General features: G+C 68.6%; 26 protein-coding genes. 17 read left to right on the top strand and 9 right to left on the bottom strand.

What is annotated here, in order from left to right; all coding sequences use genetic code 11:
• Positions 1 to 1,166, bottom strand: a 1,166-nt coding sequence (gene hrpB, locus DK254_RS09980) for an ATP-dependent helicase HrpB (RefSeq protein WP_109933975.1), incomplete at its 3' end; no start/stop codon positions are given.
• Between the two features lie 169 nt (positions 1,167 to 1,335).
• On the opposite strand from hrpB, the gene DK254_RS09985 reads away from it, so the two are divergent.
• The 3 genes from DK254_RS09985 to DK254_RS09995 are packed head-to-tail and all read left to right on the top strand — an operon-like array spanning position 1,336 to position 3,162.
• On the top strand, positions 1,336 to 1,752 hold the full coding sequence (locus tag DK254_RS09985) for a hypothetical protein (protein ID WP_009617385.1): 417 nt from the start codon (positions 1,336 to 1,338) through the stop codon (positions 1,750 to 1,752).
• Between the two features lies 1 nt (position 1,753).
• Complete coding sequence (locus DK254_RS09990) at positions 1,754 to 2,269, top strand: DinB family protein (protein WP_109933648.1); 516 nt, start codon at positions 1,754 to 1,756, stop codon at positions 2,267 to 2,269.
• Between the two features lie 2 nt (positions 2,270 to 2,271).
• A complete protein-coding gene (locus DK254_RS09995) occupies positions 2,272 to 3,162 on the top strand; it encodes a cation diffusion facilitator family transporter (protein ID WP_371921115.1) in 891 nt (296 codons plus the stop codon).
• On the opposite strand, the gene DK254_RS10000 is transcribed toward DK254_RS09995, so the two are convergent.
• Positions 3,155 to 4,330, bottom strand: coding sequence for a DUF6515 family protein (locus DK254_RS10000; protein ID WP_109933649.1), 1,176 nt, complete (start codon positions 4,328 to 4,330; stop codon positions 3,155 to 3,157). The genes DK254_RS09995 and DK254_RS10000 overlap by 8 nt on opposite strands.
• A 443-nt stretch (positions 4,331 to 4,773) precedes the next feature.
• Here DK254_RS10000 and DK254_RS10005 point away from each other — a divergent pair, with 443 nt between their 5' ends.
• Together DK254_RS10005 and DK254_RS10010 are read left to right on the top strand one after the other, a co-directional pair.
• A complete protein-coding gene (locus DK254_RS10005; RefSeq protein WP_009617381.1) occupies positions 4,774 to 5,253 on the top strand; it encodes an Lrp/AsnC family transcriptional regulator in 480 nt (159 codons plus the stop codon).
• A gap of 421 nt (positions 5,254 to 5,674) precedes the next feature.
• Entirely contained in the window at positions 5,675 to 5,878 is a 204-nt protein-coding gene (locus DK254_RS10010) for a DUF2788 domain-containing protein (protein ID WP_109933650.1), read from the top strand.
• 7 nt (positions 5,879 to 5,885) lie between these two features.
• Here the strand turns inward: DK254_RS10010 and DK254_RS10015 are convergent, their stop codons facing one another.
• The gene (locus DK254_RS10015) at positions 5,886 to 6,494 is read right to left on the bottom strand and encodes a pseudouridine synthase (RefSeq protein ID WP_109933651.1); all 609 of its coding nucleotides are present in this window, start codon (positions 6,492 to 6,494) and stop codon (positions 5,886 to 5,888) included.
• Between the two features lie 95 nt (positions 6,495 to 6,589).
• Between DK254_RS10015 and DK254_RS10020 the strand changes: the two genes are divergently transcribed.
• Positions 6,590 to 7,636, top strand: a complete 1,047-nt coding sequence (locus DK254_RS10020) for an MBL fold metallo-hydrolase (RefSeq protein WP_109933652.1) — start codon at positions 6,590 to 6,592, stop codon at positions 7,634 to 7,636.
• Between the two features lie 433 nt (positions 7,637 to 8,069).
• Here DK254_RS10020 and deoC read toward each other — a convergent pair whose 3' ends face one another.
• On the bottom strand, positions 8,070 to 8,828 hold the full coding sequence (gene deoC / locus DK254_RS10025) for a deoxyribose-phosphate aldolase (RefSeq protein WP_109933653.1): 759 nt from the start codon (positions 8,826 to 8,828) through the stop codon (positions 8,070 to 8,072).
• A gap of 84 nt (positions 8,829 to 8,912) precedes the next feature.
• A complete protein-coding gene (amn, locus tag DK254_RS10030; RefSeq protein ID WP_109933654.1) occupies positions 8,913 to 10,388 on the bottom strand; it encodes an AMP nucleosidase in 1,476 nt (491 codons plus the stop codon).
• Between the two features lie 166 nt (positions 10,389 to 10,554).
• Between amn and DK254_RS10035 the strand changes: the two genes are divergently transcribed.
• Both DK254_RS10035 and DK254_RS10040 read left to right on the top strand, forming a co-directional pair.
• Entirely contained in the window at positions 10,555 to 10,821 is a 267-nt protein-coding gene (locus tag DK254_RS10035) for a type II toxin-antitoxin system Phd/YefM family antitoxin (protein ID WP_009617373.1), read from the top strand.
• Positions 10,821 to 11,156 (top strand): type II toxin-antitoxin system RelE/ParE family toxin, encoded by a 336-nt coding sequence (locus DK254_RS10040; protein WP_109933655.1) that lies wholly within the window; start codon positions 10,821 to 10,823, stop codon positions 11,154 to 11,156. The genes DK254_RS10035 and DK254_RS10040 overlap by 1 nt, the downstream gene beginning before the upstream one ends.
• A gap of 32 nt (positions 11,157 to 11,188) precedes the next feature.
• Here the strand turns inward: DK254_RS10040 and DK254_RS10045 are convergent, their stop codons facing one another.
• From DK254_RS10045 to DK254_RS10055, 3 genes are all read right to left on the bottom strand, one after another.
• Positions 11,189 to 12,838, bottom strand: a complete 1,650-nt coding sequence (locus DK254_RS10045; protein WP_109933656.1) for an acyl-CoA dehydrogenase family protein — start codon at positions 12,836 to 12,838, stop codon at positions 11,189 to 11,191.
• Positions 12,835 to 13,482, bottom strand: a complete 648-nt coding sequence (locus DK254_RS10050; protein WP_109933657.1) for a TetR/AcrR family transcriptional regulator — start codon at positions 13,480 to 13,482, stop codon at positions 12,835 to 12,837. The genes DK254_RS10045 and DK254_RS10050 overlap by 4 nt, the downstream gene beginning before the upstream one ends.
• Positions 13,483 to 13,597: 115 nt before the next feature.
• Complete coding sequence (locus DK254_RS10055) at positions 13,598 to 15,985, bottom strand: hybrid sensor histidine kinase/response regulator (RefSeq protein ID WP_109933658.1); 2,388 nt, start codon at positions 15,983 to 15,985, stop codon at positions 13,598 to 13,600.
• Positions 15,986 to 16,165: 180 nt separating this feature from the next.
• Between DK254_RS10055 and DK254_RS10060 the strand changes: the two genes are divergently transcribed.
• The 4 genes from DK254_RS10060 (at position 16,166) to DK254_RS10075 (ending at position 19,712) form a co-directional block, all read left to right on the top strand.
• The gene (locus DK254_RS10060; RefSeq protein WP_109933659.1) at positions 16,166 to 16,963 is read left to right on the top strand and encodes a hydroxymethylpyrimidine/phosphomethylpyrimidine kinase; all 798 of its coding nucleotides are present in this window, start codon (positions 16,166 to 16,168) and stop codon (positions 16,961 to 16,963) included.
• Between the two features lie 19 nt (positions 16,964 to 16,982).
• On the top strand, positions 16,983 to 17,606 hold the full coding sequence (gene thiE / locus DK254_RS10065; protein WP_109933660.1) for a thiamine phosphate synthase: 624 nt from the start codon (positions 16,983 to 16,985) through the stop codon (positions 17,604 to 17,606).
• Positions 17,607 to 17,667: 61 nt separating this feature from the next.
• Complete coding sequence (hemL, locus tag DK254_RS10070; RefSeq protein ID WP_109933661.1) at positions 17,668 to 18,951, top strand: glutamate-1-semialdehyde 2,1-aminomutase; 1,284 nt, start codon at positions 17,668 to 17,670, stop codon at positions 18,949 to 18,951.
• Positions 18,952 to 19,166: 215 nt separating this feature from the next.
• Entirely contained in the window at positions 19,167 to 19,712 is a 546-nt protein-coding gene (locus DK254_RS10075) for a tetratricopeptide repeat protein (RefSeq protein ID WP_109933662.1), read from the top strand.
• Positions 19,713 to 20,121: 409 nt separating this feature from the next.
• On the opposite strand, the gene DK254_RS10080 is transcribed toward DK254_RS10075, so the two are convergent.
• Positions 20,122 to 20,454, bottom strand: a complete 333-nt coding sequence (locus DK254_RS10080; RefSeq protein WP_074981912.1) for a DUF1820 family protein — start codon at positions 20,452 to 20,454, stop codon at positions 20,122 to 20,124.
• A 131-nt stretch (positions 20,455 to 20,585) separates the two neighbouring features.
• Here DK254_RS10080 and miaB point away from each other — a divergent pair, with 131 nt between their 5' ends.
• From miaB to lnt, 5 genes are all read left to right on the top strand, one after another.
• Positions 20,586 to 21,926 (top strand): tRNA (N6-isopentenyl adenosine(37)-C2)-methylthiotransferase MiaB, encoded by a 1,341-nt coding sequence (gene miaB / locus DK254_RS10085; protein ID WP_109933663.1) that lies wholly within the window; start codon positions 20,586 to 20,588, stop codon positions 21,924 to 21,926.
• 88 nt (positions 21,927 to 22,014) lie between these two features.
• The gene (locus DK254_RS10090) at positions 22,015 to 23,031 is read left to right on the top strand and encodes a PhoH family protein (protein ID WP_109933664.1); all 1,017 of its coding nucleotides are present in this window, start codon (positions 22,015 to 22,017) and stop codon (positions 23,029 to 23,031) included.
• Positions 23,024 to 23,485 (top strand): rRNA maturation RNase YbeY, encoded by a 462-nt coding sequence (ybeY, locus tag DK254_RS10095; RefSeq protein ID WP_109933665.1) that lies wholly within the window; start codon positions 23,024 to 23,026, stop codon positions 23,483 to 23,485. The genes DK254_RS10090 and ybeY overlap by 8 nt, the downstream gene beginning before the upstream one ends.
• Before the next feature lie 21 nt (positions 23,486 to 23,506).
• Positions 23,507 to 24,346, top strand: coding sequence for an HlyC/CorC family transporter (locus DK254_RS10100; RefSeq protein WP_109933666.1), 840 nt, complete (start codon positions 23,507 to 23,509; stop codon positions 24,344 to 24,346).
• Between the two features lie 393 nt (positions 24,347 to 24,739).
• On the top strand, positions 24,740 to 26,272 hold the full coding sequence (gene lnt / locus DK254_RS10105; protein WP_109933667.1) for an apolipoprotein N-acyltransferase: 1,533 nt from the start codon (positions 24,740 to 24,742) through the stop codon (positions 26,270 to 26,272).
• Positions 26,273 to 26,289 lie beyond the last annotated feature (17 nt).

The following is a 26,289-nucleotide window of genomic DNA, read 5'->3' on the forward strand; positions in this document are numbered from 1 at the left end:
GCGGCAGCCGGCGGCACGTCGAGCCAGGCCAGCTCCCCGGGCTCCACGCCCCAGCGGCCCAGTTGCAGGGCCAGGCCGGCGAGGTCGGCCTGGAGGATTTCCGCCGTGCCGTAGGCCGGCAGTTGCTCGTGCTGCGCCTCGGACCACAGCCGGTAGCACACGCCCGGCTCCAGGCGCCCGGCGCGGCCGGCGCGCTGGGTGGCCGAGGCACGGGAGATGCGCTGGGTCTCCAGGCGCGTCATGCCGCTGCCCGGGTCGAAGCGCGGCACCCGCGCCAGCCCGGCGTCCACCACCACGCGCACGCCGTCGATGGTCAGGCTGGTCTCGGCGATGTTGGTGGCCAGCACCACCTTGCGCTTGCCTGGCGGCGCCGGTTCGATGGCGGCGCGCTGGGCGGAGAGTTCGAGTTCGCCGTGCAGCGGGCACAGCAGCACCTCGTCGCGGCCGGCCAGGGCCTCGCCCAGTTGCTCGGCAACGCGGCGGATCTCGGCCTGGCCCGGGAGGAACACCAGCAGGCTGCCGGGCTCGTCGGCCAGGGCCTGGAGCACCGTCTGCACCACCCGCGGCTCGACGAACTCGCCGGGCTGGAAAGGCCGGCCCCAGCGCAGGTCCACCGGGAACATCCGCCCCTCGCTGCGCACCACGGGCGCGTCGTCCAGCAGCGCGGCAAGCCGCTCGCCCTCCAGGGTGGCGGACATCACCAGCACCTTCAGCGGGGTGTCGCGCAGCAGCTCGCGGCCATTGAGGGTCAGCGCCAGGGCCAGGTCGGCGTCCAGGCTGCGCTCGTGGAACTCGTCGAAGATCACCAGCCCCACGCCTTCCAGCGCCGGGTCATCCTGCAGGCGGCGGGTGAGGATGCCCTCGGTGACCACCTCGATGCGCGTCTTCGGCCCCACCTTGCTGTCCAGGCGGATGCGGTAGCCGACCGTCTCGCCGACCCGCTCCCCCAGTTCGGCGGCCAGGCGCTCGGCCGCGGCGCGGGCGGCCAGGCGGCGCGGTTCGAGCATGAGGATGCCCTGCCCGGCCAGCCAGGGCTGGTCGAGCAGCGCCAGCGGCACCCGGGTGGTCTTGCCGGCGCCGGGCGGCGCCTCCAGCACGGCCTCGTGGCGCGCGCTCAGGGCCTGGCGCAGGGCCGGCAGGACGGCATCGATGGGGAGGGCATTCATGGCTATATTTCATCCACCCTTAAGCAGACGGAAATGACGAACCGGCGATTATAACGGCGAACCGCAGCCACTCCGCCGCAGTCCCAGTTACAGGTAGCACGGCCTGCCGATGGAGGCGCCCCGCGCCTCGTTGATATAGTTGCCGGAAGTACCCTCCAGGAGGTTCTACATGCGTCTTGCCACCCGAGTTTCCTGCGCGGTTCTCAGCGCAGCCCTGCTGAGCCAGCTGGCCGCTTGCGGCACCCTGTTCTACCCCGACCGCCGCGGCCAGATCGACGGCCGCATCGACCCGGCCATCGCCGTGTTCGACGCCATCGGACTGTTGTTCTACATCATCCCGGGGCTGATCGCCTTCGGCGTAGACTTCGCCACCGGAGCCATCTACCTGCCGGACGAGAAGTACTCCGTCGCCCCCGAGAAACTGCACGAGGCGGTCGGCGCCGACGGCCAGGTGGACCGGACTAAACTCAAGGCAATCATCGAACGCGAGACCGGCCGTGCCCTGCCGCTGGACGACCCACGCCTGATCCAGCGCGTCGGCAACCCGCAGCAGCTGGCCAGCCTGGGGCTCAAGCTGGAGGGCTGACATGCACGCGACACTGGGGCGCCACCTGGAAAAACTCCTCGACTACCATCTCTGGGCCCACGAGCGCATCCTCGAGGCCGTCGCGCCCCTGGACGAAGCCGTCTACCGTGAGCCGCGCGGGCTGTTCTTCGGCAGCCTGCACGGCACCCTCAACCACCTCGCGGTGGTCGACCGCATCTGGCTCGACCGCGTCGCCGGCCGGCCCTGGCAGTTCACCCGCCTGGACACCGAGGCGGCGCCCGACCGCGCCGCCCTGGCCGACTTCCTCCGCGCGGGCGTGGGCGGCTGGCAACAGTGGCTGGCGCAGCAGGACGAACGCGACCTCGGCAAGCAGCTGGAATACCGCAACATGGCCGGCCAGGAGCACCGCCAGAGCCTGGCCGACATCGTCCAGCACCTGGTCAACCACGGCACCCACCACCGCGGGCAGATGAGCGCCGCGCTCACCGCCCTCGGCCAACCGGCGCCGCTGCTCGACTACATCTACTTCCTGCCACAACGCCAGGACACCCGCTGAACTTGGACAAGGAGCGTGCCCGCCTGCTGCACCTGGCCACCAGCGCTTCCCTGGCGGTGGCCGTCATCCTGGTGGTGACCAAGGCCCTGGCCTGGTGGTACAGCGGCTCGGTGAGCCTGCTCGCCGGCCTCACCGACTCGCTGCTGGACGGCGCCGCCTCGCTGCTCAACCTGCTGGCGGTGCGCTATGCATTGCGCCCGGCGGACGAGGACCACCGCTACGGCCACGGCAAGGCGGAGTCGCTGTCGGGCATGGGCCAGGCGCTGTTCATCTCGGTCAGCGCGGTGCTCATCGGCACCCAGGCGCTGGATCGCCTGCAGCACCCCGAACCGCTGGGCGCCACCGGCTGGGGCATCCTGGTAATGCTGCTGTCCCTGGCGCTGACCGTCGCCCTGCTGATGCTGCAGCGCCAGGTGATCAAGCGCACCGGCTCACTGGCGGTGCAGGCCGACTCGCTGCACTACCGCTCCGACCTGCTGCTCAACGGCAGCATCCTGGTCGCCCTGCTCCTGGCGCACTACGGCTTCCCGCAGATGGATGCGGTGTTCGGCCTGGGCATCGCCGCCTACATCCTCTGGAGCGCAGTGCGCATCGCCCGCGAGTCGGTGGCGGTGCTGATGGACGAAGAGCTGCCGCCGGACGTCAGCGAGCGCATGCTCGAACTGGTGCGCCAGGTGCCCGGGGTGGCCGGCGCCCACGACCTGCGCACGCGCATTTCCGGCGACCGCTGGTTCGTCCAGTTGCACCTGGAGCTGCCCGGCGACATGCGCCTGTCCCAGGCCCATTCGCTGTGCGACCAGGCCGTGCTGGCGATCCGCGCCGAGTTCCCCCGCGCCGAGGTGCTGGTGCACGCCGACCCGCTGGAAGTGGTGGGCCACGAGACCATCAGTTGACGCTGTAGCCACGCCCCTGCATGCAACTGCCCAGCGCCCCGCGGTAGGTATCCACCGCCTGCTGCGAAGGCGCGTAGCTGGCCATGGCCGGGTCGAAGCCGCTCTGCCCGACCGCCCAGGTGTGGCACTCGTAGTGGTCCTGGGCCTGCTGCTGCGGGCTCTGCCCGTACATCGGGTAGGAGATCACGTCGTATGGGTTGGTCATCGGCGCGGCCTGCGCCTGCTGCGGCGGGGGCACCACCTCGTAGCTCTGCGAGCCGGTGTCGAACAGGTAGTAGGTACCGGCGGCGAGGAAGTACAGCATGCTGCCGATCCACACCTGCTCGGCGAAGGACGGCAGGTAGCCGACCCGCACGCCGTAGGGCGGCGTCACCACCACGTAGCGCGAACCATGGGGGCGGTACCAGTAGCCGTCGTTGAAGAAGTAGTCGTTGCCGCGCCAGGGCACCCGGCGATAGCCGGGAGGCATGTGCTCGACCTCGTAGCCGGGCCGCCAGTACGAAGGCTTCGGGCCCCAGTTGCCGCCCGGCGGGCGACCGTGCCAGTCGTTGCCCGGTGCCGGCGGCCGGCCCTGGTTCTGCCAGGCGTTGCCACCGGCAGGCGGACGGCCGGAGCCGGGGCGCTGGCCGCCACCCTGGTTGGCGCCGGGCCACTGCGTGGTCCAGCCACCCGGCCCGCGATCGGAGCCGTGATCGTCACGGCCTGCCGTGGGGCGACCTTGCCACTGGCCACCCTGGCTGCCCTGCGGACGACCCTGCCACTGGCCGCCCTGGTTGCTCTGCGGACGGCCCTGCTGCGGGCCACCCTGGCTGCCCTGCGGACGGCCCTGCCACTGGCCACCCTGGTTGCCCTGCGGACGACCCTGCCACTGGCCACCCTGGTTGCCCTGCGGATGACCCTGCCACTGGCCGCCCTGGTTACCCTGCGGACGCCCCTGCCACTGGCCACCCTGGTTGCCCTGCGGCTGGCCGCCCTGGTTACCTTGTGGACGCCCCTGCGGCTGGCCACCCTGGTTGCCTTGCGGGCGTCCTTGCCATTGGCCTCCGCCATTGCCGCCATGCCCGCCATGGTCGCCCTGACCCGGGCCCTGACCTTCGGCGAAGGCCTGGCCGGCGATGGCCAGCGACAACAGCCCAACGGATGCCAGACGCCAGATGCCCGACTTCATGAATGCCTCGCAGCGGCCTGCCGGCCGGTCTCGTGGTTTCGCATGCCTGGTAGACAACGCTATCGGCGGCGCATCGCGGGTGTCAGGGTAAAGTCAAGGTAAAGGTCGGCAGGCAAATCGCGGGCAAGAAAAAAGGGAGGTCACTGACCTCCCCTCGGGAAACCCGTCCTGGCTCGTCGCTTCTGGCGCCGGCTCACCTCGCTCCACCTTCTGGGCGGTGCGTAGCCCGGTGGCCTGGACGACCCGATCGGGTCGGCAGGCCGCGATGCGCCTGATTGGGCGGATCGCCGTGGACGTGTGGGTCCGGGCCGTGATTTCTGGAGCCATGTTACGGGGAGCGAAGCGGCAGGGGATTGCGAAGATTGCGCACCAAACTATCCGTTGCGCAATAAATCACCAAAAATGTATAAGAATATGCAAGTAGATAAATTTTCGAGGCCACAATGAACAAACTGGACCGCTACGACCTGCGAATCCTCGCCGAATTGCAGCGCGACGCGCGCATCTCCAACCAGGAGCTGGCCGAGCGCATCGGCCTGTCGCCCTCGCCCTGCTCGCGACGCGTCAAGCAACTGGAAGACGACGGCTACATCCTGCGCCAGGTCGCCCTGCTGGACAGCAAGAAGCTCGGCCTGAGCCTCACCGCCTTCGTCCTGATCGGCATGGACAGGCACACCCCGGAGCGCTTCGAGCACTTCCAGTCGATCATCGCCCAGTGCCCGGAAGTGCTGGAATGCAGCCTGGTCACCGGGATGGACGCGGACTATCAGTTGAAGGTGATGGTGCCGGACATGGAGCACTACCAGCACTTCCTGCTCGGCACCCTGACGCGCATCGAGGGCGTGACCAGCGTGCGTTCCAGCTTCGTGCTGCGCAACATCATGGCCAGCACCGAACTGCCGCTGGAACACCTGCGCAGCTGAAGCCGTAGGGCGAATAACGCCTACGGCGTTATCCGCCGTTTGACCTTGATCCCCGGCGGCTCCGGGGTTGGCCTTGGCGTTGGCCGTGGCCCCGGCGCATCGGCGGAGCGGTTCCCCTGTAGGAGCGCGCCCTGCGCGCGAATCGCGGGCAGGGCCCGCTCCTACGAAAAGCAACCCGGCGCGACCTGCGACAAATGCGCGCACCCCGCGTCCTGCCGGTACCGCTCGGCGCTCGACTATTTCCCGCCAGGCCCGCTGCGGCGGGACTTCCTCGGCCATCGCCGCCCTCGCGCAGGAGTTTCTGCTCACTTTCTGAGCAGCGCTGATCAATAAGCGACCAAGCCCTTATAATGCCGCCCGTCCTCGCGACCGCCGGACCTTCCGGCCCCCACTCAAGCGCCCGCGCCGGGCAGGAGCAGCAATGAACGAGAGTTTCGAAGACTGGATGATGTACGGGCTGGTCACCGCCCTGATCCTGTTCATGGCCTTCATCGTCTGGGACCTGGCCAAGAAGTCCAAGGCCGGACGCATGGGCACCATGGTGCTGTTCTTCGCCCTCGGCCTCGGCGTGTTCGGCTTCCTGGTCAAGTCCTTCGTGGTCGCCGGCCTGGAAGGCGGTTTCTGATCCAGCCCTAGGGCTGCACCTCGCGCCACTCCCCCGGCTGCAGCCCGTCCAGGCCCCAGGGGCCGATGCGCACCCGCACCAGGCGCAGGGTCGGCAGGCCGACCGCCGCCGTCATGCGCCGCACCTGGCGGTTGCGCCCCTCGCGGATCACCAGTTCCAGCCAGGCGGTGGGCACCGACTTGCGGAAACGCACTGGCGGCACCCGCTCCCACAACCGCGGCTCGTCGATGCGCCGCGCCTCGGCTGGCAGCGTAGGGCCGTCGTTGAGCTGCACGCCTTCGCGCAGGCGCTGCAACTGTTCCTCGTCCGGCTCACCCTCCACCTGCACCCAGTAGGTCTTCGGCAGCTTGTGCCTGGGGTCGGCGATGCGCGCCTGCAGGCGGCCATCGTTGGTCAGCAGCAGCAGGCCCTCGCTGTCGCGGTCCAGGCGCCCGGCGGGATAGACGCCGGGCACCGGCACGTAGTCCTTGAGCGTCGCCCGGCCCTCGCCATCGCTGAACTGCGTCAGCACGTCGAACGGTTTGTTCAGCAGGATCAGCCGCGGCTGCGCCGGCGGAGCCTTGGCTACACGGCGTGGCGCGGGACGACGGGGGGCGGGACGAGGCGGACGGGGCATGGGCAGGAAACGGCAACAGGTCGGCGGAGCACAAGCATGGGCCGGCATGCTAGGTTGTGCCAACACCCCCTGCAAGAGCACGCAGAGCATCCACCATGCCCAAGGCCCGTCGCTCCCCCTGGCTGATCACCCTGCTCAACCTCGCCGGCCGCCTCGGCGGCGGCTACCGCGGCCCACAGAACGCGAACTTCGACGGCCTGCGCTTCCGCAACCTGGACGCCAAGCCGCACCATGGTTTCCGCGAGTTCCTCAAGTGGCAGTTGGAGCGCGACAGGCAACTGGCCTGGATCGAACAACCCGGCCCCGAGCGCCGCCCGGACACCCCGGCGCGGGTCAGCGGCGAGGAGTTGCGCGTCACCTACGTCAACCACGCCACCCTGCTGATCCAGCACCGCGGCCTGAACATCCTCACCGACCCACTGTGGTGCGAACGCACCAGCCCCTTCAGCTTCGTCGGCCCCAAGCGCCACCATCCGCCGGGCCTGGCCCTGGACGAACTGCCGCCGATCAACCTGATCCTGGTCAGCCACAACCACTACGACCACCTGGACGTCGGCAGCCTGGGCGAACTGGCCCGGCGCTTCCCGGAAGCGAAGGTGGTGACCGGCCTGGGCAACGCCGAACTGATCCGCGCCTGCGGCTTCGTCGAGGTGCACGAGCTGGACTGGTGGCAGAGCCTGCCGCTGCACGAGGGCATGCTGCTCACCGGCGTGCCGGCGCAGCACTGGTCGGCGCGCTCGCGCTACGACACCAACCGCACCCTGTGGCTGGGCTTCGTGCTGGAATCAGCGGACGGCCCCGTGCTGTTCCCCGGCGATACCGGCCTGGGCCCGGAGTTCGGGCTGATCCGCGAACGCTTCGGGCCGATGCGCTTCGCCGCACTGCCCATCGGCGCCTACGAGCCACGCTGGTTCATGCGCCACCACCACATGAACCCGGACGACGCCGTGCAGGCCCACCGCACCCTGGAATCGCAGTGCAGCATGGCCATCCACTTCGGCACCTTCCGCCTCAGCGACGAAGGCCAGTTCGCCCCCGTCCACGACCTGGCCCGGGCGCTGGATGAACAGGGCGTGGACAGCCAGGCGTTTCGGGCGCCAAAGCCGGGGGAGCAGTGGCTGGTGGGGCGGATGGGTGGGTAGGGCTCATCTCCTTCACGTACGGGAAGCTCTCGACCGGAGTCTCCCGGAACCGTCGGTGCCAATTCGAACTCCGCCCCTCTCCCCAACCCTCTCCCTGAAGGGAGAGGGGGCTAGTCCGTACCGACGTGGAAGACGTGCCTCATGGAAATATCGGGCGCTATGCGAGGCATCAGGGAGTGCTGAAGCGCCAGCGCACGCCGAACGGTTCCCTCTCCCTGAAGGGAGAGGGGGCTAGTCCGTGCCGACGTGGAAGACGTGCCTCATGGAAATATCAGGCGCTATGCGAGGCATCAGGGAGTGCTGAAGTGCCAGCGCACGCCGAACGGCTCCCTCTCCCTTCAGGGAGAGGGCTGGGGAGAGGGAGCGGAGTCCCCCCAAAGCACCGTAGCCAGAAGTAAATCCCAATTCGCGAGCAAGCTCGCGCCTACACAAGTCACGCCGCCATTTCACCCAACAGCTCATCGAGCAACGCCGAAGCCCCGAAGCGCAGGTGCTCGGATGTAATCCAGTCATCCCCAAGCATCTCCTGCGCGATAGCCAGGTAGACCTCAGCATCGTCCAGGCTACGAATGCCACCAGCAGCCTTGAAGCCCACCTTGCCGCCCGCCTCCACGATGCACTCCAGCATCACCAGCGCGGCCTCCGGCGTGGCGCTCACGGCCACCTTCCCAGTACTGGTCTTGAGGAAGTCGGCGCCGCCGGCGATGGCCTCGCGGCAGGCCGTGCGGATCAGTTCGGGGTCGCCCAGTTCGCCGCTTTCGACTATCACCTTGAGCCGGTGATAGGGCCCGCACAGTGCCTTGCAGGCGCGGATCAGGTCCACCGCGCCGTCGGCCCTGCCAGCCTTCAGCGCCCGCCACGGGTAGACCAGGTCGATCTCGTCGGCGCCCTCGGCGAGGGTACGCCGCACTTCCTCCACCACCTCGGCCTGGGGTGCGTCGCCGGAGGGGAAGTTGCATACGCTGGCGACCTTGACCGAGCGCGCGCCGAAGCCGTTGAGGGTGCGCCGCGCCACGTGCACGAAGCGTGGGTAGACACACACCGCCGCCACCTCGCCATAGGGCGTCAGCGCCCGGCGGCAGAGCTGGACGATGCGCGGCATGTCGTCATCGGCGTTCAGCGAGGTCAGGTCGAGCAGCGACAGTACCCGCGCGGCGCGCTCGGCGCGGGTCGGTTGCAGGGGTTCAGCCATGGCGTCCTCCGGTGGCGGCCTTTGCGCCATCCTGCCACGGGCCTTCCCCACGCGGGCGGGAAAGGGCCGCGGCCATGCGCGGGGTCAACGGAACGGCGGTTCGTCGAAGCTGCGCAGCTTGCGCGAGTGCAACGAGTTGAGCTGGGTGCGCAGCAGGTCGACGGCGGCGATGCCGATCGCCAGGTGCTGGCTCACCGCGCGCTGGTAGAAGGAGGTGGCGGCGCCGGGCAGCTTGATCTCGCTGTGCAGCGGCTTGTCCGAGACGCACAGCAGCGTGCCGTAGGGCACTCGCAGGCGGTAGCCCTGGGCGGCGATGGTGCCGCTCTCCATGTCCACCGCCACCGCCCGCGCCAGGTTGATCAGCGGGCGCTCCTGGGCCCAGTGCAGCTCCCAGTTGCGGTCGTCGTAGGTCAGCACGGTGCCGGTGCGCAGGCGCCGCTTCAGCGCCTCGCCGCGCTCGCCGGTGACCAGCGCCGCGGCCTCCTGCAGCGCCACCTGCACCTCGGCCAGCGCCGGGATCGGGATGTGCGGCGGCAGCACCCGGTCGAGGATGCCGTCGCGGCGCATGTAGGCATGGGCCAGCACGTAGTCGCCGATGGTCTGCGACTGCCGCAGGCCGCCGCAGTGGCCGATCATCAGCCAGCAGTGCGGGCGCAGCACGGCCAGGTGGTCGGTGATGTTCTTGGCGTTGGACGGGCCGACGCCGATGTTGATCAGGGTGACGCCGTCGCCGTCGCTGGCGATCAGGTGGTAGGCCGGCATCTGGAAGCGGTGCCACTCGACGCCGGCGATGATGGCGTTGGCCTCGCCCCGGTCCATGTCGCGCTCGATCACCACGTTGCCCGGCAGCACCATGCGCACGAAGCGCGGGTCCTCGTGCAGGCGCTCCAGGCCCATGTGGATGAACTGGTCGACGTAGCGGTGGTAGTTGGTCAGCAGGATCCACGGCTGCACGCAGCGCCAGTCGCTGCCGGTGTAGTGCACCAGGCGGCGCAGCGAGAAGTCGGTGCGCGCGGCGTCGAACAGCGCCAGCGGCATGGGGTCGGCGCCCTCCCACTGGTACAGGCCGTCGGCGATGCCGTCGGAAGTGGCCGACAGGTCGGTGCTGGGGAACACCCGCGCCAGCTCGGCGGCGGTCACGCCCGAGCCAGCCAGCTCGTCGCCCTGCTCCACCACGTAGGGATAGGGGATGTTCTGCTCGCTGGGGCCGACTTCGACGCGCACGGTGAAGTCTTCCATCAGCGGCCGCAGTTGCTCCAGCAGGTACTTACGGAAGGCCTCGGGGTGGGTGATGGTGACGGCGTAGTTGCCCGGCGTCTGCACCTTGGCATAGGCGCGGGTGGTCGAGGGCACTTCGCCCTGGCACAGGTAGGACAGGCGCAGCAGCGGGTAGCGGAACAGCGCACGCTCTTCGGCTGCCGGCTGCTCGCGGGTCTTCAGGTAGCGCCGCAGGGCCTGGCTGAGCGCCCCGGTGGCGCGCTGGTGCAGGGCGGCAAGGCGGTCGACCGCCTCTTCTGCGGTATGGGCGACGACGAAAGCGTCGCCGAGCTCGGCATTCATGGTGGGCTTCCTGTCTGAGCGATCAGCTCCATCTTGCCTGCTTATTCGCAGGAAGGGGATGACTGAATCATGTCCTCGGTTCCCCATCCGGCCGGGAGGGCTCCTACTGTGCCGGCGACCATTAAAAGACTATATTCAGTCCTTAACTCTTCCAGGTGCCGCCACCATGCGCTACTCCTCCCAGGTCAAACCCATCAGTTACCTCAAGGCCAATGCGGCAGAGGTGCTCAAGCAGCTCGGCGAGCAGCAGGAGCCGCTCATCATCACCCAGAACGGCGAAGCCAAGGCTGTGATTCAGGACGTCCGCAGCTATGAGGAAACCCAGGAAACCCTGGCCCTGCTGAAACTACTGGCACTGGGCAACCAGGAAATCGAGGAAGGTCGATTCGCTGCCCTGGACGAAGTGGCGAAACGCCTGCGCGGGGACGCCTGATGGGGGCAGACTCGCCCTATTGCGTGTTCATCACGCAGGGCGCCGAACGCGATTTGAAGTCCATCCACGACTACGTTGCCGAATTCGACGGGCCGCAACATGCGGCTCATGTCCTGAGCATGCTGCTGGAATGCATCGGCGAGCTGCGTCACTCACCGGAGCGCGGCAATTTCCCCAAGGAACTGCTGAGCCTGGGCATCCGCGAATACCGCCAGCTGTTCTTCAAGCCCTACCGCATCATCTATCGCCAGCGTGAACGGGACATTCACGTCTATCTGGTAGTGGACGGCCGCCGCGACCTGCAGCACCTGCTGAGTCGGCGCCTGCTGGGCTGAGCCGGGAGCCTCACGGCTCCCGGCCAACGGCATCAGGCCAGATGCGGCGTGGCCCGCGCCACCAGCGCTTCGACGTCGGTGCCGCGCGGCAGGGTGCCGTAGACGCGGCCGCCGTTGCCCAGGCGACTGCCGATGAAGGCGTCGGAGACGGTGGCGTTGCCGGCTTCCAGCAGCAGCTTGGCCTGCAGGGCCACGGCCACGTCCTCGGTGAGCTGGCGGGCGCGGAACTGGATGTCGGCGGTGTCGGCGAAGGAGGCCTTGAGGTTGCCGATGAAGGCGGCCAGGCGGGCGTCGCCGTGGCCGTCGCCGAGTTCGGCGAACAGCGCGTCGAGCACGCCCGGCTCCTTGGACAGGGCACGCAGCACGTCCAGGCACTGGACGTTACCCGAGCCTTCCCAGGTGGAGTTCACCGGGGCCTCGCGGTACAGCCGCGGGAGGATGGTGTCCTCGACGTAGCCGGCACCGCCCAGGCATTCGGCGGCCTCGTTGATCATCGCCGGGGCGCGCTTGCAGATCCAGTACTTGCCCACCGCGGTGACCAGGCGGGCGAACTTGTCCTCGGCGTCATCATGCAGGTGGTCCAGGGCGCGCCCCATGCGCATGGTCAGCGCCAGCGCGGCCTCGCTTTCCAGGGCCAGGTCGGCCAGCACGTTCTGCATCAGCGGCTGCTCGGCCAGCACGCGGCCGCCGACCTGGCGGTAGGCGCAGTGGTGCGCGGCCTGGATCAGCGCCTGGCGCATCAGCGCGCTGGAGCCGACCATGCAGTCGAAGCGGGTCATGGCCACCATCTCGATGATGGTCGGCACGCCGCGGCCCTCCTCGCCCACCATCCAGGCCAAGGCGCCGCGGTACTCCACCTCGCTGGAGGCGTTGGACCAGTTGCCCAGCTTGTTCTTCAGGCGCTGCACGTAGAACTCGTTGCGCGTGCCGTCCGGGCGGTGGCGCGGCAGCAGGAAGCAGGTCAGGCCCTTGTCGGTATAGGCCAGGGTGAGGAAGGCGTCGCACATGGGCGCCGAGCAGAACCACTTGTGCCCGACCAGCTCGTAGGCCTGGCCCGGGCCGGGGATGCCTACCGGGTAGGCGCGGGTGGTGTTGGCGCGCACGTCGGTGCCGCCCTGCTTCTCGGTCATGGCCATGCCGATGGTGGCGCCGGCCTTCTGCTCGATCGGCAGGTTGCGCGGGTCGTACTCGGTGGCGAGGATCTTCGGCAGCCATTTCTCGGCGATGTCCGGCTGCAGGCGGATCGCCGGCACGCTGGCGAAGGTCATGGTCAGCGGGCAGCCGGTGCCGGCCTCGGCCTGGCTGTGCAGGTAGCTCAGGCCGGCGCGGGCGACGTGGGCGCCGGCGCGCGGGTCGGTCCAGGGCATGGACGGGATGCCGGCCTCGATGGCGCTGCGCATCAGCTCGTGGTAGGCCGGATGGAATTCCACCAGGTCGATGCGGTGGCCGTAGCGGTCGTGGCTCTTGAACACCGGCTTGTTCTCGTTGGCCAGGAAGCCGGCGGCCATCAGCGGGCCGCCGGCCAGCGCGCCATAGGCGTCCAGGCGCGCTTCGGCCCAGCCGCCGTCGTAGCGGCGCAGCCACTCCTGCAACGGCAGGTCGACGCGGTAGAGGTTGGCGCCATCCAGCGGCGGTACCTGGTTGCTGACTTCGTGGGTCTCGGCGTACTGGTGCAGGTTCATCGCTGTTCCTCCGGCTGGGGCGCGCCGACGGCGCGCAGGCAGAAATCGACGAGGGCCTGGCTGACTTGCTCCAGGCCCGGGCTGGGTTGCCCGGCATCGCGGGCGGCACGGGCCGGCGGCGACAGCGGGCCGACCAGGGATTCGGCGATCGCCCCCACCAGGCAGGCGGCGATCAATGATGTGGGGCCGCAGTGGAAGTGGCCGCTGCGCACGCCCTCTTCCAGCAGTTCGCCGAACAGTTCGGCGTAGGCCTCGCGGTAGAGCAGGCGCTGCTCGTCCACCTCGGGGTCCACCGGCTCGGCGATCAGGGCGAAGGCCAGGCGCCGGCTGTCCCAGGCGCGCCGGGCGAACTGGCGCAGGCCGCGGGCCAGGCGCCCGGCGGGCCCGCCGGTGCCGCGCAGGACGACGGCCAGGGCATCCACCTCGCGCTGGCTGGCGCGGGCGAAGACCTCGGCGGCCAGTTCGCCCTTGCCGCGGAAGTGCCGGTACAGGCTGCCGGTGGCGATGCCGGCCTCTTCGGCCAGGCCCTGCATGGTCAGCGCCGCGAAGCCGCCCTCGGCGACCCGCGCCAGGGCCAGCTGGAGGATGCGCTCGCGCAGCGCCACATCTTTCTGCAGGCGGGCTTCGGTGAGACGGTAGACCATGCTCTGAATCCGGATTCACTGTTTCAAGCAGTGAATCACGGTTCAGGGCTTGGCCATAGGGGGAATTGCGCCAGCGGTGCGGGCGTTCCGGCCAGCGGCCGCTGCGCGTGGCGGATCAGGCGTGGCTGGGCAGCGCCGGCTGGCACAGCAGCCAGTCGTGCAGCAGGGTCTGCAGTTCCTCGAACTTCACCGGCTTGGCCAGGTAGTCGCTCATCCCCGCCGCCAGGCAGCGTTCGCGGTCGCCGCTGTGGCTGTGGGCGGTGATGGCCAGCACCGGCAGCTCGCCGCCCTGGGGCAGCGCGCGGATCGCCCGGCAGGTGGCGAAGCCGTCCATGATTGGCATCTGGCAGTCCAGCAGCACGGCGTCGACACCCTCGCGGCGCAGCAGGTCGATGGCCTCCGAACCGTTGTCGGCGGTACGAACCCGGTAGCCCAGCTTGAGCAGCATGCCGCGGATCACCAGTTGGTTGATGGCGTTGTCCTCCACCACCAGCACCGTGCACTGGTCCGGGCGGCGCAGGGCCTGGCCGCCGGCGCGACGCGGCGGCACGCTGAAGCCCTGCGCCGGCTGGCCGAGGTTCAGCTCGAGGACGAAGCGGCTGCCGCGCCCGGGGGTGGAATGGTGCTGCAACTGCCCACCGAGCAGCCCGGTGAGCTGGCGGCACAGCGCCAGGCCGATGCCCAGGCCGCCGTACTCACGGGTCAGCGAGCCGTCGAGCTGGTGGAAGCGCTGGTACAGCGCGTCGTTGGCCGGCGTCTCGAAGCCGATGCCGGAGTCCTGCACCGCCACCCGCAGGGCGACGCCGTCGCTCTGCCGCTGGCCGTCCACGCGCAGGCCCACGCCGCCCTGGTGAGTGAACTTGATGGCGTTGTCCAGCAGGTAGCCCAGGGTCTGGGCCAGCTTGCCGGCGTCGCCTTCCAGGGTGTCGGGCAGGCTTTCGTCCAGCTGCAGGTCGAAGCGCAGGCCCTTGGCCTCGGCGCGCGGCGCGTACTGGGCGCGCAGGCTGTCGAACAGGCCGCGCAGGCTGAAGGGCTCGCGGCGCGGGTAGAGCTTGCCGGCCTGCAGTTCGATCAGCGCGAGGATGTCGTTGACCATGCGCATCATGTCGCGCGCCGAGCCGGTGGCGGTCTTCTGGTACTGCGCCAGTTCCACGTCCATGGGCACCGTCTGCATCAGCTCCAGCGAGCCGATCACCCCGCTCATGGGCGTGCGCAGCTCGTGGGTGACGGTGGCCAGGAACTCGTCCTTCAGGCGGTTGCTGTTGGCCAGCTCCAGGTTGAGCTGCTCCAGCTTGCGGCTGGACTCCTGGAGGATGCGCGTGCGCTCCTCCTTCATGGCGTTGATGCGGTCGGCCAGCGCCAGCGACAGCAGGCCCACTTCCAGGGCCGAGCCGATCTGGCTGGCGTACATGGTGAAGAACACGTTGGGCAGGAAGCCCAGCACCATCAGGGTGTTGATGGTCCCGCCGAGGAGGAAGGCGGTCCAGGCGAAGATGAAGTAGCGCGCCACGCGCATGCCACGCAGCCAGGCGAGGATGCCGGCGCTGAAGATGACCACCACGAACGCCAGGGCCAGGTAGGTGGCCAGGCGCAGCGACAGCGCGTAGCTGGCCGAGAACGCCAGCAGCATCACCAGTGCGCCCACGGCCATCAGCGCCAGCAGGGTGCGGTCGACCCACGGGCTGTGCTCGCGGGTGTGCAGGAAGCTGCGGGCGAACTGGCAGCCGAACAGGCTGGCGGAGCCGATCAGGAAGGGCGTGGCGGCGTTGGCCCACCAGGGGCTGTTGGGCCAGAAGTACTCGATGCCGGCGCCGTTGACCGAGACCTGGTAGAGGCCGAAGGAGGCGATGTAGAGGATGTAGTAGAGGTAGCTGGTGTCGCGCACGCTGACGAAGATGAACAGGTTGTACACCAGCATCACCAGCAGCACGCCGTAGATGATGCCCAGCACGTAGACGTTGCCCGGCAGGTTCTCCATGTAGGCCTTGGGCGACCAGAGCGTCAGCGGCGCCTGGATCGAGCCCTGGCTCTCCAGGCGCAGGTAGACGCGCAGCGGCTTGCCCGGCGCGAGCTTGAGGTCGAACAGGTAGTTGGTCAGGCTGATCGGCCGGCTGGCGAACGGCAGGGTGTCGCCGGTGCGCTGGGCCAGCTGGTACCTGCCGTCGGCCCCGGGCAGGTAGAGGTCCAGGCGGTCCAGCGGCGGGTAGGCCAGCTCCAGCAGCCAGTGCGCCGGGTCCTGGGACTCCTGCGGGCGGTAGTCCAGGTCCAGGCGGATCCAGAACACCGAGCGCGAGTAGCCGGCGTTGAGCACGTCGCGGTCGTGGCGGCGGAAGCTGTCGGCCAGGGCGGCGGAGGTGATGTCGGCGATGTCGGCGGTGCCGCGCACGTCCTCGAAGACGTCGATCGCGTGGCCCAGCGGCAGGCGGCTGGTGTGCTCGTCGAAGCTCACCGCACCGGCCAGCGGCGAAAGAAGGAGAAGGAAGAGGATCAGCCAGCGCTGCATGCTACCCCGCAGTGCCCCTCCGGACGGCGCCCGGGAGCCCCATCTCCCGCGGTTGGCGCGCCCCGTGGGCGTGATTTTCGAATCGGCCAACTTTAGCACGCCGGCGGGGGGAGCAAGGAGCGCCCGGCCGGGGATCGGGGCAAACGACGCCTGCCGGGTTTAGTGGTAAGCTCCCGCGCCATGAAAACGCCAACCTCCCGTCCCGTAGTGCTCTGCCTGTCCGGCCACGACCCCAGTGGCGGCGCCGGCCTGCAGGCCGACATCGAAGCCCTGATCGCCCAAGGCTGCCATGCGGCACCCGCCGTCACCGCACTGACCGTCCAGGACACCGTCAACGTTTCCGACTTCCGCGTGCTCGACCGCGAGTGGGTGCTGGCCCAGGCCAACGCCGTGATCGCCGACCTGCCGGTGGCCGCGGTCAAGCTGGGCATGCTCGGCTCGGTGGAGATGGTCGACACCGTGGTCGAGATCATGCAGTCGCTGCCCGGCGTGCCGCTGGTCTGCGACCCGGTGCTGCGCGCCGGCGGCGGCGGCGCCCTGGGCAAGGACGAGGTGGGCTACGCGATCCGCGAACGGCTGTTCCCGATGGCCGCCATCGCCACGCCGAACCTGCCGGAGGCGCGCATCCTCGCCGAACTGCCCGAGGGCAGCGCCGACGAATGCGCCGAGAAGCTGCTGCCGTACATCCGCAACCTGCTGATCACCGGCGGCCACGGCAACGAGTCCGAGGTGCACAACCGCCTGTACGGCCGCGACGGCAGCCAGCACACCTTCACCTGCCAGCGCCTGCCGGGCAGCTACCACGGCTCCGGCTGCACCCTGGCCAGCGCCCTGTCCGGCCGCCTGGCCCTGGGCGAGGAACTGGCCAGCGCCGTGCGCAGCGCCCTCGACTACACCTGGCGCACCCTGCGCGACGCCGAGGCCCCCGGCCGCGGCCAGTACGTCCCGCGCCGGCTGCCGCTGGACTTCTGCTCCTGATTCACCTGCCGAGGCCCCCATGAAACTCCGCGGACTCTACGCCATCACCGATAGCAAGCTGCTCGCCGACGGCCGCCTGCTGCCCTACGTCGAGGCCGCGCTGCGCGGTGGCGCGCGCCTGCTGCAGTACCGCGACAAATCCAGCGACGAGTCGCGCCGCCTGCGCGAGGCCGAGGCCCTGCGCGAGCTGTGCGAGCGCCACGGCGCCACCCTGATCGTCAACGACGACGCCGAGCTGGCCGCGCGCCTGGGCGTGAGCGTGCACCTGGGCCAGACCGACGGCTCCCTGGCCGCCGCCCGCGCCCTGCTGGGCCGCCAGGCGATCATCGGCGCCACCTGCCACGGCAGCCTGCAGCTGGCCGACCAGGCCGTCGCCGAAGGCGCCGACTACGTGGCCTTCGGCCGCTTCTTCCAGTCGCTGACCAAGCCCGGCGCCTCCGAAGCCAGCCCCGAGCTGCTGGAGCAGGCCCGCGCGCGCTTCGCCAACGTGCCGCTGGTGGCCATCGGCGGCGTGACCCTGGAAAACGCCCCCGACCTGATCGGCCGCGGCGCCGACCTGCTGGCGGTGATCAACGCGCTCTTCGCCGCCGACACCCCGGCCGAGGTGGAGCGCCGCGCCCGCGCCTTCGCCGCGCTGTTCTAACCTTTTCCCGCGGCGCCGCTGCGCGCCGCCCCGCTTTCACGGATCCCAACGAGAGGTCGCCATGTCCCGTTCCGAACTCCTCTTCGCCAACGCCCAGAAGCACATCCCCGGCGGCGTCAACTCGCCGGTGCGCGCCTTCAAGAGCGTCGGCGGCACGCCGCTGTTCTTCAAGCACGCGGAAGGCGCCTACGTGGTGGACGAAGACGACAAGCGCTACGTCGACTACGTCGGTTCCTGGGGCCCGATGATCCTCGGCCACGCCCACCCGGAAGTGCTCGATGCGGTGCGCCGCCAGCTGGAGCACGGCCTGTCCTACGGCGCGCCCACCGCGCTGGAAGTGGAAATGGCCGACCTGGTCTGCGCGCTGGTGCCGTCGATGGACATGGTGCGCATGGTCAGCTCCGGCACCGAGGCGACCATGAGCGCCATCCGCCTGGCCCGCGGCTACACCGGCCGCGACGACATCATCAAGTTCGAGGGCTGCTACCACGGCCACTCCGACAGTCTGCTGGTGAAGGCCGGTTCCGGCGCCCTGACCTTTGGCGTGCCGAACTCCCCGGGCGTGCCGGCGGACTTCGCCAAGCACACCCTGACCCTGCCGTTCAACGACCTGGAGGCGGTGGAGAAGGCCCTGGACGAATACGGCCAGAAGGTCGCCTGCATCATCGTCGAGCCGGTGGCCGGCAACATGAACTGCGTGCCGCCCGCCCCGGGCTTCCTCCAGGGCCTGCGCAAGGCCTGCGACAAGCACGGCGTGGTGCTGATCTTCGACGAGGTGATGACCGGCTTCCGCGTCGCCCTCGGCAGCGCCCAGGCCCTGTACGGCGTGACCCCGGACCTGTCGACCTTCGGCAAGATCATCGGCGGCGGCATGCCGGTGGGCGCCTTCGGCGGCAAGCGCGAGATCATGCAGCAGATTTCCCCGCTGGGCCCGGTCTACCAGGCTGGCACCCTGTCGGGCAACCCGCTGGCCATGGCCGCCGGCCTGACCACCCTGAAGCTGATCAGCCGCCCGGGCTTCCACGACGAGCTGACCGACTACACCAGCCGCATGCTCCAGGGCCTGCAGGAACGCGCCGATGCCGCCGGCATCCCGTTCGTCACCACCCAGGCCGGCGCCATGTTCGGCCTGTACTTCAGCGGTGCCGACGACATCGTCACCTTCGCCGACGTGATGGCCAGCGACGCCGAGCGCTTCAAGCGCTTCTTCCACCTGATGCTGGAAGGCGGCGTGTACCTGGCGCCCAGCGCCTACGAGGCCGGCTTCACCTCCATCGCCCACGGCGACACCGAGCTGAAGCTGACACTGGACGCCGCCGAGCGCGCCTTCGCCGCCCTCAAGTGAGCCCCTCCGGCCGCGGCGTTCGCCGCGGCCAATTTTCCGTCGTTACGCTTTGCAAGCACGTCCTACGCCAGTTTCTTGGCCATTCGGACGGAAACCGCGAAAAACACCGTAAAGACTTTGTAAGGAAGCGTCGGCTTATTTCATAATGTGCAGGCCGGCACGTTTTCGCCGGCCGGGCATCGTGCCCGCCCCGTTGCCGGAGGCCGTTTCTCCCCATGTACCGTTCTGGTCGCGCCCTGCTGCTGGGCAGCCTGTTGCTCATCTCGCCCCTGTTCGCACAGGCGGGAGGCAACTCGCTGCTGGTCCCGGCGACCGGCCGCTGCACCCTGAACACGGTTCCCGAGCAACTGCAGCAGGCCCTGGCCAGCTGCCAGCAGATCGCCAACGGCGGCGACGCCGAGGCGCAGTTCGAACTGGGCGAGTACTACTACACCGGCGAACGCGCCCCGCGCGACTTCCCGGCCGCGCTGCGCTGGTACGAGAAGGCCTCGCTGCAGGGCCACGCCCAGGCCCAGTGGCGCCTGGGGACCATGTTCTTCCGCGGCGAAGGGGTCAAGGCCAACAACATCCAGGCCTACATAGTGCTGAAGATGGCCGCGGTGAACGGCGCCGAAGACGCCATGGACAGCGCCGACCTGGTCGCCGAGCAGATGAGCAAGGACGAACTGGACATCGCCAGCAAGGTGCTGGGGCAGATCTTCCGCAACTACCTGATCGAACTGCAGACCGCAGGCAATACGCCGTTTTCGCCGTTGCCCTGAGGGCGGCTACAGGCTACAGGCTACAGGCTACAGGCTACAGGCTACAGGCTACAGGCTACAGGCTACAGGCCGAAGAGCGTAGGGGCTTTCGTAGGAGCGAGCTTGCTCGCGAAGCTTTCAAGAGCGCCCTCTCCCTAACCCTCTCCCTGAAGGGAGAGGGGACTGTCCTGAGCGGCCTGGAAGGCCGGAGTCATCCTGATACTTCACAGCAGTTACCGGCTGAAACCTGAACCCTCGGCAGGTACGGACTGCTCCCTCTCCCTTCAGGGAGAGGGCTGGGGAGAGGGTGCGGAGTCAATCCAGAGCCCCCATGCCACAGGGAAACTCCATTCGCGAGCAAGCTCGCTCCTACAAGGGCAACCACCGCGCGGGCTCTTCGCTTTTACCTGCCGCCTGAAGCCTGCAGCCTTCAGCTGCTCTTGTCCGGCATCGGCATCGGGAACGGCATGACGTTGCCGCCGCCCTTGGCCTCGCTGATCTTCGGCGTGCCCAGGCGCTCCACCTCGTCGATGCGGATGATCGCGTGCAGCGGCACGAAGCTGCGGATCACGCCCTCGAACTGGGCCTTGAGCTTCTCTTCGCTGGGGTCCACGACCACCTGGGTGCGCTCGCCGAAGACGAACTCCTCGATCTCCAGAAAGCCCCACAGTTCGCTCTGGTAGATCTGCTTGGCGTACATCTCGAACACCTGGCCCTGGTTGAGGAAGACCACTTTGTAGATCGGGTTCTCGCGCTTGTTCATGAACGGCGGATGACAGCTCTGCGAAAAGGGGGCGCGAAGCATAGCACAGCCGCCTGGCGTGCAACCCTAGGAACGGGCCCTGCGCGCCACTATAATGCCCGGTCATTTTGGATTCCCCCGACGAAGCGCGCATGGCCAAGAAGCTTTTCATTCAGACCCACGGTTGCCAGATGAACGAGTACGACAGCTCGCGCATGGCCGACCTGCTGGGCGAGGAGCATGCCCTGGAGTTGACCGAGAAGGCCGAAGATGCCGACGTGATCCTCCTCAATACCTGCTCGATCCGCGAAAAGGCCCAGGAGAAGGTGTTCTCCGAACTGGGCGCCTGGCGAGCCCTGAAACAGCAGAAGCCGGAGCTGGTGATCGGCGTCGGCGGCTGCGTGGCCAGCCAGGAAGGCGCCGCCATCCGCGAGCGCGCGCCGTTCGTCGATGTGGTCTTCGGCCCGCAGACCCTGCACCGCCTGCCGGAAATGATCGACGCCGCGCGCACCACCCGCAAACCGCAGGTGGACGTGTCCTTCCCGGAGATCGAGAAGTTCGACCGCCTGCCCGAACCACGCGTCGACGGCCCCACCGCCTTCGTCTCGGTGATGGAAGGCTGCAGCAAGTACTGCAGCTTCTGCGTGGTGCCCTACACCCGTGGCGAGGAAGTCAGCCGGCCGTTCGACGACGTGCTCGCCGAGGTCATCCACCTGGCCGAGAACGGCGTCAAGGAAGTCACCCTGCTGGGGCAGAACGTCAACGGCTTCCGCGGCGCCACCCATGACGGGCGCATCGCCGACTTCGCCGAGCTGCTGCGGGTGGTGGCCGAGGTCGACGGCATCGAGCGCATCCGCTACACCACCTCGCACCCGCTGGAGTTCAGCGATGCGCTGATCGCCGCCCACGCCGAGCTGCCGCAACTGGTGCCGTTCGTCCACCTGCCGGTGCAGTCCGGCTCGGACCGCGTGCTGGCCGCCATGAAGCGCAACCACACCGCGCTGGAATACAAGTCGCGCATCCGCAAGCTCAAGGCCGCGGTGCCGGACATCTGCATCAGCTCGGACTTCATCGTCGGCTTCCCCGGCGAGACCGACAAGGACTTCGAGCAGACCATGAAGCTGGTGGAAGAAGTCGGTTTCGACTACTCCTTCGTCTTCATCTACAGCCAGCGCCCGGGTACCCCGGCGTCGGACCTTACGGACGACACCCCGGACGAGGTGAAGAAGCAGCGCCTGATGATTCTCAACACGCGCCTGCAGCAGCAGGGCTTCGAGATCAGCCGACGCATGGTCGGCAGCGTCCAGCGCATCCTCGTCACCGACTACTCCAAGCGCGACCCCGGCCAGTTGCAGGGCCGCACGGCGAACAACCGCGTGGTCAACTTCGCCTGCGACAACCCGCGCCTGATCGGCCAGTTCGCCGAGGTGGAAATCTACGAAGCGCTGCCCAACTCGCTGCGTGGCCGCCTGATCGAGCCCACCCGTCACTGAAGCCATCCCGGCGCCCGACTTTCCCACACGGGCCGCCGGGGTTATTCTTCGGACATCCCTATTTCCCAATGGTCATACCGACAGCACCTTGAACGCCCCCCTGGATCTTCACCGCTTCACCCTGGAACCCTTCGACGCACGCAGCTTCGCCAACCTCTGCGGGCAGTTCGACGAGCACCTGCACCAGATCGAGAAACGCCTGGACATCGAGATCCGCAACCGCGGCAACCAGTTCGAACTGGTTGGCGAGGCCGCGCGCACCCAGGCCGCCGAGCACCTGCTGCAGCGCCTGTACCGCGAGGCGCAGAGCGGCACCGAGCTGACCCCGGACATGGTCCACCTGTTCCTCCAGGAATCCGGCCTGGAAGACCTGGCCAGCGCCAGCGACGTGCCCAGCATCACGCTGAAGACGCGCAAGGCGCACATCCGCCCGCGCGGCGCCAACCAGCAGCGCTACGTCAAGGCCATCCTCGATCACGACATCAACTTCGGCATCGGCCCGGCCGGCACCGGCAAGACCTACCTGGCCGTGGCCTGCGCCGTGGACGCCCTAGAGCGCGAGCAGATCCGCCGCATCCTGCTGGTGCGCCCGGCGGTGGAGGCCGGCGAGAAGCTCGGCTTCCTGCCCGGCGACCTGTCGCAGAAGATCGACCCCTACCTGCGCCCGCTGTACGACGCCCTGTACGAGATGCTCGGCTTCGAGACCGTGGCCAAGCTCATCGAGCGCCAGGTGATCGAGGTCGCGCCGCTGGCCTACATGCGCGGCCGCACGCTGAACAACAGCTTCATCATCCTCGACGAAAGCCAGAACACCACGATGGAACAGATGAAGATGTTCCTCACCCGCATCGGCTTCGGCTCCACCGCGGTGATCACCGGCGACGTCACCCAGGTCGACCTGCCGCGCGGCACCCGCTCGGGCCTCAAGCACGTGATGGAAGTGCTGCGCGACGTCCCCGGCATCAGCTTCACCCACTTCAAGCCCAAGGACGTGGTGCGCCACCCGCTGGTGCAGCGCATCGTCGAAGCCTACGAGCGCTTCGAGGAGCGCCAGCCGGTACGCCTGGACGGCGAGCGCGCGCCGCGGGAAACCGGAGATGCTTGAACTCGACCTGCAGGTCGCAAGCGATGCCCCCGGTCTGCCCGGCGAGGCCCAGCTGCGCCAGTGGTGCGAGCTGGCCCTGCGCCAGCGCCAGGCCGACTCGGAACTGACCATCCGCCTGGTCGACGAGGACGAGGGCCGCGAGCTGAACCGCACCTGGCGGCACAAGGACTACGCCACCAACGTGCTGTCCTTCCCCGCCGACGTTCCCGACGAACTGCTGGATATCCCGCTGCTGGGCGACCTGGTGATCTGCGTCCCGGTGGTCGAGCGCGAAGCCGCCGAACAGGGCAAGGAGCCGCCGGCGCACTGGGCCCACCTGGTGATCCACGGCTGCCTGCACCTGCTGGGCTACGACCATATCGACGACACCGAGGCCGAGGAAATGGAAGCCCTGGAACGGCAATTGCTGGCCGAACTGGGCTACCCGGACCCGTACGCGGCGGATGAAGAATAAAAGCCAACGAGCAAAGGAAAGATGAGCGAAGACCGATCGAGCAACGGGCATAAGTCCTGGCTGGACAAGATCACCCAGGCTTTTGCCCATGAGCCGAGAAACCGCCAGGAGCTCCTCGAGCTGCTGCGCGACGCCCACGAGAACAAGCTGCTGGACAGCGAGGCGCTGTCCATCGTCGAGGGCGCCATCCAGGTCGCCGACCTGCAGGTGCGCGACATCATGGTGCCGCGCTCGCAGATGATCAGCATCAAGGCCAGCCAGAGCCCGCGCGAGTTCCTCCCGGCGATCATCGACGCGGCGCACTCGCGCTACCCGGTGGTGGGCGAGAGCCTCGACGACGTGATGGGCGTGCTGCTGGCCAAGGACCTGCTGCCGCTGATCCTCCACGACGGCAGCCATGCCTTCAACATCAAGGACCTGCTGCGCCCGGCCACCTTCGTGCCCGAGTCCAAGCGCCTCAACGTGCTGCTGCGCGAGTTCCGCGCCAACCACAACCACATGGCCATCGTCATCGACGAGTACGGCGGCGTGGCGGGCCTGGTGACCATCGAGGACGTGCTGGAGCAGATCGTCGGCGACATCGAGGACGAGCACGACGTCGAGGAAGACAGCTACATCAAGCCGCTGCCCAGCGGCGATTTCATCGTCAAGGCGCTGACCCCGGTGGAAGCCTTCAACGACTTCTTCGGCGCGGAATTCTCCGACGAGGAATTCGACACCGTCGGCGGCCTGGTGATGAGCGCCTTCGGCCACCTGCCCAAGCGCAACGAGACCACCGAACTGGGTGGCTTCCGCTTCCGCGTGCTCAACGCCGACAGCCGCCGCCTGCACCTGCTGCGCCTGACGCCGCTGCGCGACTGAAACCGGGGGCCAACGGCGGATAACCGCGAACGGTTATCCACCCTACGGGGAATGGCGTGGGTGGGACAGCGTAGGAGCGGATCTTATCCGCGAATCGCGCCGGGACATCCGGCTATCGCGGACAAGGTCCGCTCCTACGGCTCCAGGAAGCACGGCTTTTCGTAGGATGGCGTTGAGCGAAGCGATACCCATCACCACGGCAGCATGGGTATCGCAAACTCAACCCATCCTACGAAGAGCACCTCGGCGCAAGACAGTTGTTCCTACAGCCCATTCCGACATCCTGCAACACAGCGTCGCAGACGCCTCATGGCTTTTCGCCGCAGCCCCATAGCCTACCGTTCGTCTCTCCATTACTCTTGCGCATCGCCAAACCGCTTCCAAGGAATACCGATGCGCTGGATCACCCGTCCCGGCTGGCCGGGCCATCTGCTGGCCCTGGCCGCCGGCGCCATCACCCCGCTGGCCCTGGCGCCCTACGGCATCTGGCCGCTGGCGCTGCTGTCCGTCGCCCTCTTCTACCTCGGGCTGCGCGGCGTCACCCCGGGCTCGGCGCTGTGGCGCGGCTGGTGGTACGGCTTCGGCGCCTTCCTCGCCGGCACCGGCTGGATCTACTACAGCATCCATGACTTCGGCGGCGCCTCGCCGGCCCTGGCCGGTTTCCTGGTGGTCGGCTTCAGCGCCGGGGTGGCGTTCTTCTTCGGCCTGCCGGCCTGGCTCTGGGCGCGCATGCTGCGGCGCAACAACGCACCGGTCAGCGACGCCCTGGCCTTCGCCGCGCTGTGGCTGGGCCTGGAAGTGTTCCGCAGTTGGTTCCTCACCGGCTTCCCCTGGCTCTACACCGGCTACAGCCAGCTGCAGGGCCCCCTGGCCGGCCTGGCCCCGATCGGCGGCGTGTGGCTGATTTCCTTCAGCATCGCCCTGTGCGCCGCACTGCTGATCAACCTGCCGCAGCTGACCTTCCGCCCGATGCAACTGGTCGTCGGCCTGGTGCTGCTGCTGGCCCCGTGGATCGCCGGCCTCGTCCTCAAGGGCCACGCCTGGACCAGCCCCGCCGGCGCGCCTCTGACCGTCGCCGCCATCCAGGGCAACATCGCCCAGGACATGAAGTGGGACCCCAAGCACGTCACCGCGCAGCTGGAGCTGTACCGCGACCTCAGCGCCGAGCAGCACGACGTCGACCTGATCGTCCTGCCGGAAACCGCCGTGCCGCTGCTCAAGGACCAGGCCGGCGGCTACCTGGGCATGCTCGACGAGATGGCGAAGCAGAAGCGCGCCGCGCTCATCACCGGCGTGCCCATGCGCCAGCGCGACGCCGACGGCGTGCACTACTACAACGGCATCACCGTGGTCGGCGACGGCAGCGGCGACTACCTCAAGCAGAAGCTGGTGCCCTTCGGCGAGTACGTGCCGCTGCAGGACCTGCTGCGCGGCCTGATCAGCTTCTTCGACCTGCCCATGTCCGACTTCGCCCGCGGCCCGGCCGACCAGGCGCTGCTCAAGGCCAAGGGCTACGCCATCGCGCCGTACATCTGCTACGAAGTGGTCTACCCGGAATTCGCCGCGGGCCTCGCGGCCCAGAGCCAGTTGCTGCTGACCATCAGCAACGACGCCTGGTTCGGCACCTCCATCGGCCCGCTGCAGCACCTGCAGATGGCGCAGATGCGCGCCCTCGAAGCCGGGCGCTGGATGATCCGCGGCACCAACAACGGCGTCACCGCGCTGATCGACCCGCAGGGCCGCATCACCCACGAGATCCCGCAGTTCCAGCAGGGCGTGCTGCGCGGCGAGGCCACTCCGATGCAGGGCCTGACGCCCTACCTGAAATGGCGCCTGTGGCCGCTGGGCACCCTGGCGGTGATCCTGGCGATCTGGACCCTGCTACGCCGCCAGGCCGCCCCCGAGCAGCGCAGGATGTTCGGCTGAGCGTAGGGCGTACAACC

The sequence above is a fragment of the Pseudomonas sp. RW407 genome (assembly GCF_003176655.1).
Taxonomy (GTDB): Bacteria; Pseudomonadota; Gammaproteobacteria; order Pseudomonadales; family Pseudomonadaceae; genus Pseudomonas; species Pseudomonas delhiensis.